13 protein-coding genes and 3 pseudogenes are annotated in these 13406 nt (G+C 59.1%); 5 read left to right on the top strand and 11 right to left on the bottom strand.

Translation table 11 applies throughout. The annotated features are described in order from the left end of the window. Positions 1–107 precede the first annotated feature (107 nt). The 6 genes and pseudogenes from OKW41_RS01785 to OKW41_RS01760 all read right to left on the bottom strand — a co-directional run bounded on the left by OKW41_RS01785 (position 108) and on the right by OKW41_RS01760 (position 2600). On the bottom strand, positions 108–335 hold the full coding sequence (locus tag OKW41_RS01785) for a hypothetical protein (RefSeq protein WP_429571344.1): 228 nt from the start codon (positions 333–335) through the stop codon (positions 108–110). A gap of 79 nt (positions 336–414) precedes the next feature. Continuing rightward, on the bottom strand, positions 415–603 hold the full coding sequence (locus tag OKW41_RS01780; RefSeq protein ID WP_429571343.1) for a hypothetical protein: 189 nt from the start codon (positions 601–603) through the stop codon (positions 415–417). 150 nt (positions 604–753) lie between these two features. Continuing rightward, positions 754–825 (bottom strand): annotated as a pseudogene (locus tag OKW41_RS01775) (hypothetical protein); the annotation flags it as partial. A gap of 35 nt (positions 826–860) precedes the next feature. Continuing rightward, positions 861–911, bottom strand: a pseudogene (locus OKW41_RS01770) (H-NS histone family protein); the annotation flags it as partial. Positions 912–1287: 376 nt separating this feature from the next. Continuing rightward, complete coding sequence (locus OKW41_RS01765) at positions 1288–1515, bottom strand: hypothetical protein (RefSeq protein WP_429571342.1); 228 nt, start codon at positions 1513–1515, stop codon at positions 1288–1290. Between the two features lie 209 nt (positions 1516–1724). Further along, complete coding sequence (locus OKW41_RS01760) at positions 1725–2600, bottom strand: H-NS family nucleoid-associated regulatory protein (protein ID WP_429571341.1); 876 nt, start codon at positions 2598–2600, stop codon at positions 1725–1727. Between the two features lie 1047 nt (positions 2601–3647). Here OKW41_RS01760 and OKW41_RS01755 point away from each other — a divergent pair. From OKW41_RS01755 to istB, 3 genes are all read left to right on the top strand, one after another. Continuing rightward, positions 3648–3983 carry a hypothetical protein gene (locus OKW41_RS01755; protein WP_429571340.1) on the top strand — a complete coding sequence of 112 codons (336 nt, stop codon included), beginning with the start codon at positions 3648–3650 and terminating at the stop codon, positions 3981–3983. A gap of 1194 nt (positions 3984–5177) precedes the next feature. Next, positions 5178–6719, top strand: coding sequence for an IS21 family transposase (gene istA / locus OKW41_RS01750; protein ID WP_429571339.1), 1542 nt, complete (start codon positions 5178–5180; stop codon positions 6717–6719). A 14-nt stretch (positions 6720–6733) separates the two neighbouring features. Beyond that, positions 6734–7492: an IS21-like element helper ATPase IstB gene (gene istB, locus OKW41_RS01745; RefSeq protein ID WP_429571338.1), complete on the top strand. Its 759-nt coding sequence runs from the start codon at positions 6734–6736 to the stop codon at positions 7490–7492. A gap of 367 nt (positions 7493–7859) precedes the next feature. Here istB and OKW41_RS01740 read toward each other — a convergent pair whose 3' ends face one another. Both OKW41_RS01740 and OKW41_RS01735 read right to left on the bottom strand, forming a co-directional pair. Beyond that, the gene (locus OKW41_RS01740) at positions 7860–8228 is read right to left on the bottom strand and encodes a hypothetical protein (RefSeq protein WP_429571337.1); all 369 of its coding nucleotides are present in this window, start codon (positions 8226–8228) and stop codon (positions 7860–7862) included. Between the two features lie 305 nt (positions 8229–8533). Then, complete coding sequence (locus tag OKW41_RS01735) at positions 8534–9061, bottom strand: Uma2 family endonuclease (RefSeq protein WP_429571336.1); 528 nt, start codon at positions 9059–9061, stop codon at positions 8534–8536. A gap of 1074 nt (positions 9062–10135) precedes the next feature. On the opposite strand from OKW41_RS01735, the gene OKW41_RS01730 reads away from it, so the two are divergent. Both OKW41_RS01730 and OKW41_RS01725 read left to right on the top strand, forming a co-directional pair. Continuing rightward, positions 10136–10339, top strand: a complete 204-nt coding sequence (locus OKW41_RS01730; protein ID WP_323047015.1) for a cold-shock protein — start codon at positions 10136–10138, stop codon at positions 10337–10339. Positions 10340–10507: 168 nt separating this feature from the next. Further along, entirely contained in the window at positions 10508–11038 is a 531-nt protein-coding gene (locus OKW41_RS01725; protein WP_429571335.1) for a phasin family protein, read from the top strand. 437 nt (positions 11039–11475) lie between these two features. Here the strand turns inward: OKW41_RS01725 and OKW41_RS01720 are convergent. The 3 genes and pseudogenes from OKW41_RS01720 to OKW41_RS01710 form a co-directional block, all read right to left on the bottom strand. After that, positions 11476–11697 (bottom strand): annotated as a pseudogene (locus OKW41_RS01720) (hypothetical protein); the annotation flags it as partial. Between the two features lie 259 nt (positions 11698–11956). Beyond that, on the bottom strand, positions 11957–12274 hold the full coding sequence (locus OKW41_RS01715) for a P-II family nitrogen regulator (protein ID WP_187635620.1): 318 nt from the start codon (positions 12272–12274) through the stop codon (positions 11957–11959). Positions 12275–12477: 203 nt separating this feature from the next. After that, entirely contained in the window at positions 12478–12945 is a 468-nt protein-coding gene (locus OKW41_RS01710) for a DUF1488 family protein (RefSeq protein ID WP_429571334.1), read from the bottom strand. Between the last annotated feature and the right edge of the window lie 461 nt (positions 12946–13406).

Below are 13406 nucleotides of genomic sequence, written 5' to 3'. Positions count from 1 at the left end.
ACAGTCGTATCCCCCCTACGGAGACGTTAAACCAAAACTGAATCAAGTTTGGCTTCGCGCAATCACTCAGTTATTCATTAGGCACCTTGCAGGTCGTCGGAGTTATATCAACCCTGACGACTTTGCGATAGAAGACGGTCAAATTCCTCGCGCGCGTCCCGCAGTTCTTGCATTGCTGCAGCGAAGCGCGCGAGTTCAAGCGTCGAGGGTTGAGTTCCCCCGGTGTCGCCGAAATGCTTTTCCAGCGCAGCTGATGCTGCTTGCACGTCCCGTGCCGCAGTTGCTATGCGCGTAAGTGCGATTGCCTCGGGCGAAGCGATGATTTCCTCTCTCATAACTAAATTGCAGGTACGGCTGCTGCCGCAAACTCGTCAGCGATTGGACAGTAGTCCGCTCAATTTGTTTCTCCATTCGTCATTGTAGATGCGGTAGCGCGAGCTGTATCACGTCCGCTTTATCGGCAACCGCCGCCATCTTGCGAGGAGCTTTCTTGGCTGGTGACTGCTTGCGTGCGGTGGCTACAAACTTCGACGCTTCCGACTTCGATACCGTCCCCGTCTCAGTGGCGGCCGGCTCCTTGGTCGCGGTCACCTTCTTCGTCATGGTTTTCCTGGCCGCAAGTTTCTTCGCAACGGCACCACTCTTGCCAGCAGTCTTCGGCTTACTAGCCTTGCCGACAGAACCAGCGTCAGTCGCAAACGGCGCAGCGCCATCAATCAGAAACTTGGCCCGGTCTTTGGCCCCAGCCAACCATGCCGGCGCCCGACCACGCCCACTCCAGCCCGCGCCAGACTTCGGGCTTCGGCACCGCCTGCAATCAAGAATCTATTGCGGTCTTTGGCTTCAGCAATCCAGGCCGGAGCGCGGCCGCGACCGCTCCATGTCGCACCCGACGTTGGGTCCTGATACATCGCCGGCTGCGGACCGCGAAGATAATTGCCAGCAGCCTTTGCTTTGCTGACAGGAGCCGGCTTCGCCGTCACCGTCCCGCCATCTACCAAAAACTTATCGCGATTCTTCGCGCTTGCAATCCAATTTGGCCCGGGCACGCTTCGGGCGCGGACGGATACGCGTCGTCCGTAGGTGACTGACAAAACAGCAGGCGTGCCTCCTGGGGACACCGGGGGGAATGAGCGTTCCCGCCGCGCTGACAAACGGGTCACCACCTCCGATTTCGTAGCACGTGCGCGCCGTGCGTATGGCGTCGGAGTCGCCCGCCGAGAGCGTGTCCTGGACCGCAGGAGACTCAATTGCCGACCGTTGGTCGGCAATTTTCATGGGTGCGGCTTAGCCGCCCCCCGCCAGCACCCGTTCGAGCGCCATCGACCTGGCCGCTTCCTCCGCTTGTTCGGCCGTATCGAACACACTGCCCGACACATACACCCTGTGCCACTCCGGGTTATCAGACGCGTCACGGAAAATGCGAAAGCGCGCGCAGTAGCCACGTGGCGTAGCCGGTATCACGTCGATGTCGACGGACGCACCTTCTATCTGATGCCTGACGAAGCCGTCCATGCCACCCTCCTGACGCCTGCGTTGTACGCAGAAATCCTAGCATGATGGTCGCGATGCGGTAGGTGCGTTGCAGCAAATCACCGGGCATCAATCAGACGCTCGATGACTTGCACACTCGTTCGACTTGATTGACATCGGTCCACAAGAAGGGCGCGAAGGAGTTCACACTGCCCGGTCTGCTGAAGGTTGTGTTCGCCGCGAAACCTGCTTCAGTGCGTCTGAAAGTGCGGCCGCTGAAGAAGCTGAAGGACGCGGTGCTCTAAATCGAGGCTTGCAGAAAAAACGCCCCTCGCGACGGAAGTCCGAAGGGGCATTTTGCTTTGGACCGTGTTGCTCGCAGCAACCACCGCCTTCGTCGCCGGCGCCTTTTTAGCCGTCACCTTCTTCGCGACGACGGTTTGCTTCGGCGGAGCAACCTTCGTTGTCGCCACCTTCTTGACTGCAGCTGTCTTTTTTGCAACAGCACCGCGCTTGCCAGCGGCGTTCGGCTTGCTCGCCTCGTTCACAGCACTGGTTTCTGTCGTGACCGCACTGGCGCCTTCAATCAAAAACTTGGTGCGGTCTTTGACGGCAGCCAGCCACGCAGGTGCCGGGCCACGCCCGCTCCAGGTCACACCGGACTTGGGGTCTTTATATTTCGCAGGCTGCGGACCTTTCGGCTGACCCATGCCAGCAGCGGCGCCGACTGGCGACGAGACCTTCTTGCCCGCAGTCTTGGCCTTCTTCGCGCTTGCCACGCCTGCAGCGACGACTGCATCGGCACTACCCTCAATCAGGAATTTGCTGCGGTTTTTCGCGTTCGCAATCCAACCCGGAGCGCGTCCGTGTCCGGACCACGTAGCACCGGTTTTCGGGTCCTGATACTTCGCTGTGGAAGTTTTCGCTACGCCCGCAGATTTTGCACCGGGCTTCGGCCCACGTTTCTTGCCGCCAACGTGCGCATCGATGTCGGCTGTCGTCAGTCCGTGTTCTGACATCAATTCCCGAATCTTCTCGATAACAGCGCTCGACTTTTCCGCGATGAGTGCGTCTGCTTGAGTCTGCAGTTTTTTGATTTTTGCTTGCAAGGATTCCAGGGTGGGCATTCCCGCCTCCGTAGTTGAGATGCCGCACTATGCCACGCCAATGATGAGGTGCGCTACTTCTGGCTCGAAGGCGGAATAGATACCCGCCACGGTTGTCCAGCTTCGGCATCGAACCATTGAGTCTTGCGAGCAGATGTGCGCTGTACTTGCTGACTTCACCGGCCTCGCGACTTACACGCTAGGGGGGTCAATAAGTTCGATGGTCTCAACACTCTCCGGATGGTCCGCAGCTTGTCCGCCATTGCGCTCGACATCGCCAGCGGCCGCAACCTCGTTCGCCTGCACGCTTTCGGGGTCGCCATCAGTCAAATCAGCACGCACCTCCTCGACAGCCGTCACCCAACGGCAGACTCACACCGAGCCACGAAACATCTCCCTTCAGCGAGCGTGGAGGCGTGTACCCACCATCCCCTCTGCGTTGCCGGTAAGCCGGCTCCGCAGGACGGTCGAAGCAAGACACTCACGCGCTTGCAAGACTAATGGGTCGGCGCGTCGAACAGGGACAGAAGCAGCCAGAGCATAATCGCCGCGCCCCCACTGTGGCAGGAGGAAATGCGGACGTTCGTTCGTTACTGCTCGCAAGAACGGTTTTTCTGGACCCTGCGCGGCACCCGTGTTCGCTCGTAGAGGTGGCATGGCGGCGCGATTCGTGCGCCGTCGTTTTGTCCGAGCGGTTGCTTCCGAGGTTGCGTCACCGACGTCAGTGAAAAGCGCGCCGACGATGAACACCGGACGGCCTGGCGAGTCCAATCAAATACCGACGAAAACACCTCCTATGCCGAAGAAAGAGGACGCCTGAAGAGAACCAGAAGCCAATTTCCGGACATCTCAAATTCGCGGACGACGCGCGATGTGGAGTTTCTTCTTCCTTCTCTGCTCGGATTCTCAGAGGTGTACGCGCCAATGGACATGCGTGCACAGGGACCAATTTGAGGGTTGGCACCGTTCGCTGATTGCGCCGACGGGGGCTGCCGCCTACGCGTGAGCGCGTCAGCAAACTGGCGGCCCTTGAGGCTCGTGGTTGCGGGACAGACCAAGGAGCGGCAGATGGACGTTTCTCAATATCTGCAGGCGATGGAGCAACTTGAACGCGCGACGGAAAGCATCTGGAAGAATGCGCCGGAGCCATTCAAAACCCAGGCATTCAAGTGCGGCTGGGCGCTCGACGATACAAAGAGGCGCCTTCGCTCATGGGGTTACGATTTGCTTCGAGACCGCGACCGAATGTTGCTGGCTACGGCTGGCACGAACGCCCAGCGGCTGGAGGCACGCGGAGATTTTGAGAGAGCGTTAAAAGAGATTCAGGCCGCGATTCTCATCTTACGCAATAGTCACGGTGTGCCGTTTGACGACATCTTCGGCGGTCCACTTACACCAGAGTAAGAGGCTGACTTGCGGCTCCGTGACCTCGGGCCGCCTGCAAGCGCGCCGACTATGGACACCGGACTCCTTCGCGAGTCCAATCAGATACCGCCGAAAAATCCTCCGTTACCTAAGAACGAAGACGACTAAGGAGAACCAGAAGCATGTTTTCGGGTCTCTCGAATCTTGCCGACAAGCCTTGTTTTAGGATTCTTCCCGCCCTCGAACCGCGCGCAGGTGCGTGAGCCCGCCAACAAGAAGGCTGCACCAGGCATAAGCGCGGTGGGGCTTCGAATCGGATTTGGCTGAAGTCTCGTACGTGCTCGTTGTGTCAAACCAGGCTTGATGCGTTTACTTGTGAGACGGTCTCAGGTTCCTTCTCATGCATCTCGAAGTAACAGTCAAGCGCGGCGAGCGTGATGTTTTCGAGCACGGCGGTGCGCGCTTCGCTCTACACCATGTTGCCAAGTGCTGTGACCTTGTAGCCCTGGTCGTCAAGACGTTCCTGGATTTCGTTGCAGCCTTCATAGATAGATAGCGTCAAGCAGCATGGCCGGTCGCCGCTACCGAGTGGCGCAGCGCATCCGCGGACCAGCTCCTCAGAACATCCATTGCCCGCGTTGCGATGCGCCCCGACACGGAATAGGATTGCCTGACTGCCGCAGCAATGCGTGGGAGGCGAAGATGCATTTCTCGAAGAGACGGTCCAGCAATCGACGGTCGTGGGTCGCACCTCACGCGAAGGAACGAGTGAGTCAACGGTCTACCTTGTCGGCAACCTCTGTTCGAGAAATGGTGGACGCAGGTCGATGCGTGTCACTTGGGGAGGTTCCGCCCAACCGGCGCTGCTACCTCATCTACAGTAAAGTCGACGACCGCAGTTATGTCGTCGTGCAGGACATGGCTAACTGGGCTGTCATTACAGTTCTGCCCCTCTGGATGTGGAACAACGACGAGTTGTCGGAAAGTTCGCCGCAGGCAGACGAAGCTCGCAGGTTGGCGCTCGAACCTGCGTATTCCACACCAAACCGAACACCAATTCCACGGCGAACCGAGCACGGATTCCACAGCAAGCCGAGCGTCGATTCCACGGCAAATCGAGCAGGGATTCCGCGACTGCCCGAGCGCGATTTCCACGCGTAACCGAGCGGTAAGCTGGAGGGACGGCAACGCGGGATAACCATGGCACGCTTGACGATTTTGTCGAGCGAGCGAATGTCGAATAAAAGGTTATCCATGCGTCAAATCAAGGAAGTGCTACGCCTGCGCTTTGTGTGCCAGCGTAGCCAGCGTGAGATCGCGACGACGATAGGCGCATCGAGCGCGACGGTCTGGGACTATCTGGATCGCGTACGGCGCGCACAACTGGACTTCGAGAAGGCGATGACGATGGAGGAGACAGCGTTGGATGCGCTGCTATTCCCGCCGCCGCCGTCGTCAAGCCGGACACGGCCGATGCCCAATTGGCCGATGGTACATCGTGAGCTCGGCAGGAAAGGCGTGACGCTTGACCTGCTATGGAACGAGTACAAAGCGCAGGAGCCCGAAGGCTACGGCTACAGCTGGTTCTGCAAGTATTACGAGCGATGGGCGGCAGCGTTGCCGGTCACGCTTCGCCAGACGCACACGCCCGGGGAGAAGCTGTTCATCGACTATTCGGGTAACAGGTTGGGCATCGTCGATCCGCACACCGGCGAGATCCGTGAAGCAGAGGTATTCGTCGCGACGCTCGGCGCATCAAACTACACCTACGCCGAAGTCACCTGGACCCAGCAGCTTGAGGACTGGATTGGCTCGCATGTGCGCGCCTTGAACTTCATTGGCGGTTGTCCCGAGATCCTGGTCCCCGACAACCTGAGGTCCGGCGTGCACAAAGCCGACTTCTACGATCCGGTTCTGAACCGGACCTATGGAGAGATGGCCGCGCATTATTCCGTGGCGATCATCCCAGCCCGCAAACGTCGGCCCCGTGATAAAGCGAAGGTCGAGCAGTCGGTGCTCCTGGCGCAGCGCTGGATTCTGGCACGGCTGCGCAACCAGCGGCTGTTCAGCCTCGACGAAGCCAACCGCGCGATCGCGGCACTCCTCGTTGAACTGAACAACAGGCCGTTCAAGAAACTGCCCGGTTGCCGCCGCAGCGCCTTCGAGGAACTTGATCGTCCGGCACTTCGTCCGCTGCCAGACAGACCCTACCAGTATGCGCAGTGGAAGGTTGCTCGCGTCGGCATTGATTACCATGTCGAGCTCGACGAACACTTTTACTCCGTCTCATACAGCCACGCCCGCGAGCAGGTGGAGGTGCGCCACACGAAGACGACCGTCGAGATCTTCCTGCGCGGTCAGCGCATTGCCGCGCACGCGAAGAGCGAGCGCCGCGGCCATCACACCACGATCGCCGCCCACATGCCGGCGAATCATCGGGCAGCGACCACCGAGTGGAATCCGCAGCGGCTGATCAACTGGGCCATGGAGATCGGCCCGCACACCGCCGCAGTCATCGAACACCTGCTTGGCGGTCGCCAGCATCCACAGCAGGCTTACCGCGCCTGTCTGGGCGTGCTGCGCATGGGCAAGGACTATGGCCATGCGCGACTGGAAGCCGCCTGCCAGCGTGCCATTGATCTTAAAGCGCCGAGCTATCGGTTCATCGCCTCGACGCTGAAGAACGGTCTGGAGAACAGGGCCGACACGGCCGCCGCCCAGACCGAATTGCCGCTCGCGCATGCCAACGTGCGTGGACCGTCTTACTACCACTGAAAGGAGATCATGACATGCTGCATCATCCAACTGTCGAGCGGCTGCACGAGTTGCGCCTGTTCGGCATGGCCGCCGCGCTGGCCGACCAGCAATCCCAGAGCAGCATCGACCAGCTCGGCTTCGAGGAGCGCCTGGGGCTGCTCGTCGAACGGGAAGCAAGCGAACGTCAGTCGCGCCTGCTCACGGCGCGGCTACGCCGCGCGAAGCTGCGTTTCCCGGACGCGGTGCCCGAAGACATCAACTACCGCGAGCCCCGTGGACTGGATCGTGCGCTGCTCGCCCGGGTGCTCACTGGCGAATGGGTACGGGCGCACCAGAACATCATTCTGGTCGCACCAACCGGGCTCGGTAAAAGCTGGCTTGCATGCGCGCTGGTCAACCAGGCGTGTCGCCAGGGCTTCTCGGCCTGCTATCTGCGCATGCCGAAGTTCAACGAGGAGATGGCCATCGCGCACGGCAGTGGGGGCTACGCAAAGCTGCTGGCACAGTTGGCCAAGACCGACATCCTCGTCATGGATGACCTGGCCATGGCACCGCTGTCAGATGCGGCGCGGCGCGATCTGCTGGAGGTGCTCGACGACCGGCACGGCCGGCGCTCGGTGATCGTCACCAGCCAGATTCCAGTCGACAGCTGGCATGCTGCCATCGGAGATCCGACGCTCGCTGATGCAATTCTCGACCGGCTGGTTCACAACGCGCATCGCTTCACGCTCTCAGGCGAATCGATGCGCAAGCGCCGAAATAGTTTGACCGCCGAAGGCGGGAAGGAGTAAAAAAACTCACCCCGCGTCGCCATGTCCGCAGCGCTCGCTTTGTTGTGGAATGCCTGCTCGGTTTCGCGTGGAATGCTTGCTCGCTTTGCCGCAGAATGGCCGCTCGATTTGCGTGGAATATGCATCGAACCACGCTCACGCCAGCCAAACCGAGAAAATGTCGGGTATCAGTCGCGACAGCCGACCGGCCTGTTCAGACGTCGACGATAAGCCCGGCCCGGAGCGTAACGATTCTCCCAGTTGCTTCGCGTAGCGGATTCGGTCTACGCCAATCGCCCACGCGCCATGAACGAAGGCGACCGGAGTACCTTCTTCAGCATTGCAGGAGCAGGTTCAAGTTGTCAGTTGGACTTTGTTAGAACCTGATTCAGTGGGCAACCAGGCGGGTATGCCACCACGCCATGACGCTTGCCAGGAATACACCCCAGCACGCGCCAAGGGCAAGCATCATGAACGGAATGGCGGCGCACATCGTGTCGAACGAGAGTGCGCGCAGTACATGCGGCAATGCATACTGGTCACTGGCCGTGAGGAACAACGCGAAGAGTCCAGTAGACACAGCCCTGCGCCCGTGCATGAAGGCAGGGGCAACCCGCACATGGTAGCGGACGATGAAATATGCGAAAAAACAGGCGACGGCCGCAGGAGCGACCAGCAACAGCGAAAATAGCGCGTCGTGCTGGACTGCAAAGCCCATCAACGCCGCGTGCACATTGTCCAACGCTGCTTCCAACATTCTAGTTTGCCCTCGTGCTCTCTTCTCGCCGGTACCAGTTTCACCCATTTGCCGACATCGAACTGACCAGCTTGACAATTGGGAAAACAACTCCGCCATCGACAACTCGCGGCCCAACCCGGCTGGTCAGTCTAATGTTGGCGAGCGGGTCAATTTTGTGTTGGCGCCAGCACATGAAGCGCCGCGAGGTCAGAAACTCCTCGCTTATCGAATTTTCGACAACTTTGACCGGTACCACCTCTGAAACCAGGTCCGATTTTCACCACTGCTTTTAGGAGAGATGTTTCGAGCAATGCCGATGCACGTCACGCCCACGCGAAAAACATCGGGTCCGGTTCGAGGGTCACGCGAAACAAGGATGACGCACGCGGACCGTCTAGTCCTCGAAATTCAACCTTCCCGAGGGGGCCGACGATGATGACTTCCTGCGCACCGCTGTTGAGGTAGGCGTCAGCCTTGCGCTCAACCTGGTCGGCGTCATTGTCGTCCGCGAGCACCTCGATGCATAGGTCGGGAACGGAAGGTAACGGGGCGTCCGAATCGATTTCCGGCCACTTCTCCTCGGGCATCCACACGACGTCGGCAATGCGGATACCGAACGACCGGGTTGATACCGGCTGACGCATCGCCACGCGAGGCCCCAACTGCGAGGCAAGCTGGCAGAACATGTCGGTGACCAGGAGTTGATGCCATGGACACACGCGTCGATGGTCGACGACTCGTCCCAGCTGGTCGACTTCGTATCCGACCCTTCCGTCGCTGGCCGCGTGAGCATTCAGGTTTCGCCATACTGCCAACAGCCTGTCTGGGCCCGAGAGATTTTGCGTTTTCATGATGCTCTCCGCCAAAGAGACAAGCCCAGTGTATACCCTCGCGGAAGCATTGGGTCCAGGTCGACTGCCTCAACGTTGCGGATACCCGGACGACCAGGAGTGCACCGTCCACTCCAACGGCCAACGGGCGCCGGCCCCATATGAGCGTGGCGCTCATCGGATGCAGGGGGTACCTCGCTGAGCCCACAGCCGCCAGCGTCAGACCATCGGCGAACACCGTTACACTTCGCGACGGACGCGCAATCCCTTCCATCAGTACTGCAGATAAAAGAGAAACCATTGCCAACCGCCGGAACTTCTTTCCAGCGACAGTCGAGGCGTCGATACGTCATATAAATGTGGCACTATTTTGAGCAGTAAAAGACTGCGCATTGGCGGGTTAACCCGGTTTATGGGGGACCATGTTTCCTGTATCTTTTTCAATTCGTTTAGCAAAATGCACTAAACATCTGACTAATACCATCGCGGTCGGAGAGCCCGGCGCACCTTGTGCAGGGTGCCGTTAGTCAGAAAACTATATGACTGAGAGAGCACACAGTGAACGTTGCCACCAAAGCAGGCGCCTGGGCGAGCCCCTATACACCTCAAAACCTCGACCCTGCAGTCACGCATCTTGAGCGGGTCCTGTGCGCAGAAGGCGCCGATTCGTTGTTCGCCCAAACTTACTGGCGCGCTCGGGTTCTTCAGGCGTATGCGACGCCCGGACTCCTGCAACGACAACAGGAACGGCTACAGCGATTGCTCGACCGTCTCGCCGGCGCGCCCGCAGATTCGAGGCGTCGGATGTATCACGCCCGAGAGCGCTCCCCCCACAACTAGCGGGCACCTGACGGGCACAGGCTTAAAACGGCTGACTTGCGTCGCACAAGCAGATGGCGCCGCTGCCTGCCCTTAGTTTCATCGCAGCGGCTTGCAAACCGAATAACCATTCGCAAGCCCGGACACTCTTTTTGCCGGGAACCGGTAGTAGCTTTTCCCACGGGCGTCCGCACGCCTGCACCAGCGCCTTCAGCGGCACTTTTAGAGTTTTTACGGCGGGTCAATGACTCTTTATTACTTCCTTGGAATCAGATGATGCAGACGGGCACAGTGAAGTGGTTCAACGATGCAAAGGGCTTCGGGTTCATCGCGCCGGACGATGGTGGCGAAGACCTGTTTGCCCATTTTTCCGAAGTCAAGTCCGACGGCTTCAAGTCTCTTAGCGATGGGCAAAAAGTCAGCTTCGAGGTCAAGCTGGGACCAAAGGGCAAGCAGGCCGCAAATATCCAGCCGCTCTAGGAACATGCCCGTTTCATGCCGCACGCATTGTGCGGCATGAAAACCCACGCTCTATAAGAAAATTCTCTTCTCGCATCGAGGCCCACATATTTCAGCCGACGGGCGGGACGCGGCTCAGCACCGACCGAATCGGTCGACGCGCCGCTACTTACACTGGAGTCTAAACCGATGAACACGCAAGTTCCCGAGCAGGTGGCTGCTGCACAGAAGGTCGGCGTTGAGGCCCTTTACGGATTTCTAAATACTGGTTTTGAGGCTTACGAAAAGCTCGTCGCATTGAACCTGCAGGCGGCCAAAGCTTCGATTCTGGAGAACGAGGCTGTCGCGTCGGAGGCCCTTGCTCTTTCCGCCAAGGACCCGCAGTCATTCTTCGAACTGCAGTCCCGGCAGTCGCAAGCGGCCACTAGGAAGGCGCAAGCCTACTGGCAACATGTGAATGAGGTTGCCTCAGAGGCGCGAAGTCAACTGCTCGCGTCAACTGAAAAGCTGGCCAGCGAGTACGTTCGTGAGACTCAGGTAATTATCGATAGCCTCGCGAGAAACCCGCCGGCGCAAAACGAAGTGATTACCGCCTTCTGGTCGAAGGGCTTCCGGACGATGTGGGACGCAGGTAACTCACTGAATCAGCAGGCCACGGCCGCGGCGAAGGAGGCTGTGGAGCTCATCGACAAAGCAAGCAAGCCGGTGACCAAGGCTTAAATCGCCAGGCAGTCCTCACATTTGCTGATAGGGCCGCAGTCACGGTCCTTTCTCTTGACTGTCCACTCGATGGGCCACCTAGGCGATTGCAGCCCGAGTAAGAGCTGACCTGGTGCTCAGGCGAAGAATGCAGACGCATCCCATACAGGTCTGCGCCTCAACTTTGCACAGCGTTGCTTTCCGCGAGAGAGCCGCCTCTTGCCGGAGACCCGGCTGGCGGATTCTGTTAACTCAGTCGAATGGCCACATACCGTCATGCGGTGAAAATGCGCGCGGGGCCAAAAGTGTCCAACAGCATCCTATTTTGGCACAGCAAATAGATTGGCAACCGGTTATATGTTACGCGACGCCGTAATCGCGTGGGCGGCCTGCGTCCACTTCGCCCACGGGTTCAGCTGTTCGGGAACTGTTGAACACGTCAGTATTTCTTCTAGCGCTCAATGCGCATGCCCGTGGCCGCCGCCACCGCCCCAGTAATGGCCGCCGCCCATACCACGCCCGCGGTATCCGTTGCCACCCCAGCCCCCGTGACCGCCCCAACCGCCTCGATATCCGTGGCCCCAATAGCCGTGGTGGCCCCAGTAGCCGTGGTGGCCCCCGCCGTAACAGCAGCCGCCCCAATAGCCGAACCTCAGTGACACCGATGGTCCCCACCACGCGTTCGGCCATTTCGGTCGCATGCTCGTCTCACAAACGGGAAGCGACGCAGTGGTCGCACGCCGTCGCTCATTCGTCGCAGGCCGAGATGCAAGGTTGATGCTGTTCGTGTCCATTTAATGCTTTGATGGAATGGCCGGCGAAAAGACCGGCTCATTTCACCGAGCAACGCACGGACCCAGTCTGCACCGTTGTCTTTTTCGGCCTCTCCTGCCAGAGCCCGGGGCGACCACACTCAGGACCATCGGCGTGGCCGTCAGGTCAAGGTATTGCCTCAGACTGCGTGCGGACGCGGAAAAACCTTTCGACGGGAATAATCGCGACTATGCCGTCTCCGACCGGCCCGACGTGCGCGATATCCATGATTGCTCTTACGAGGGTTTCAACGTCCGATGCCTGGGCGAAAATTTCGATTTTGAGGTGCTCGGTCGTCCAATCATCGGCAAACAGGTTTGGATGCGCGCCGAACCCTTTTACCTTGCTGGCGGTTATGCCGTGGATATCAATAGCGGCGAGCCTCTTTTCCAGAGTTTGCAGAACCTCCGGCCGGACAACCGCCACAACACATTTAAGTTCCATGTCTAGCTCCTCGTTGACTCCCTGATGGAAGGACGTCATGCGCTGCTATCCCTTCGGCGCCCACTTTGAATTGATACGTCGTCGCCAAGGCGAGGCTCACAAATGTCGGAAACTACCGTGCGATTGGCGGTTGGCATTTTTCTGACATGCCAAACGTGAGCAATGCAAGCAGCGCGCTCGCACGTCTTTGTCGGTGCAGCGCACTAACCAGAAAAGTGCTTTGCGTTGAGCACTATCGGCTCGGGTTCTTTTCGCATCAGACGCCTTGCCACCTTCACGGCGATACGCTGGCGCCCTTCCAGGTACGCCTTCAACAGGCGTGCGCCGTCTGCACCGCTCGGCACCCAAAAGTGGCACTCCAGCGCCTCTCGAGATATTGCGCATTGAACGGAACGCTCGGGCAACGCGGCGACAAATTGAACCAGCTTCCCGTCCGGGGGACAAGGTGATTGCTGCGGAGAGGTTGATATCCATTGTGATTGCTTGATGCCGTGCACTGTTGGAGTAATCGTATCGCAACCGACCGCCCCAAATGAACCGCAACTGTGCGAAAGAGCACGTGACAACCGGCAATTGTGCGCACCGTTTGAAACTGCCGAGGAAACTTCCGCCGCGTATCGGGGCTCATTGAGAGACGCCCACCCCCACTGCTTCCTCGACGGTTCTGGCATTCGGGGCGCCTCCATCCGAGGCATCGCGCCCTTTTCATCAGAGAATTTTGTGCGCAAGCAGACAAACGTATGGCGATATTCCAAATGGGATGCTGACATAAGGACATAAGAGCCATGAAGGCTCGGCGCCGGCGCCAAACGGGGAACGACGTAAAAACAGGCGAAGAATCGGCACAATCAATTGACCCGCGACCGCAAGGCGCGGGTCAACCTTCTCCCGACGCCGACCGTTTCTGGATTGCGGCCGAACGCGATTTTTGTGGTCGGTCGCGCACATACTGCAACGCGTCAACGCGCACACCCTAGAGGCCCTAGAGGCGCGTGCAGGTACTCCACTCGCTCCTTTTCGGCCGTTGCTATTTCATCAAATGATGCACAGCGGCACACCTTTTTGGGCTCAAGTTAAAGTGCTTTCTCAAGTTTCGGGTGCGGTGCGGAACATGTGCGGCGAAACGCAGAGC

It is taken from the genome of Paraburkholderia sp. UCT70 (assembly GCF_050434085.1).
GTDB lineage: Bacteria > Pseudomonadota > Gammaproteobacteria > Burkholderiales > Burkholderiaceae > Paraburkholderia > Paraburkholderia tuberum.
This window is presented reverse-complemented; position numbering and strand designations above follow the sequence as displayed.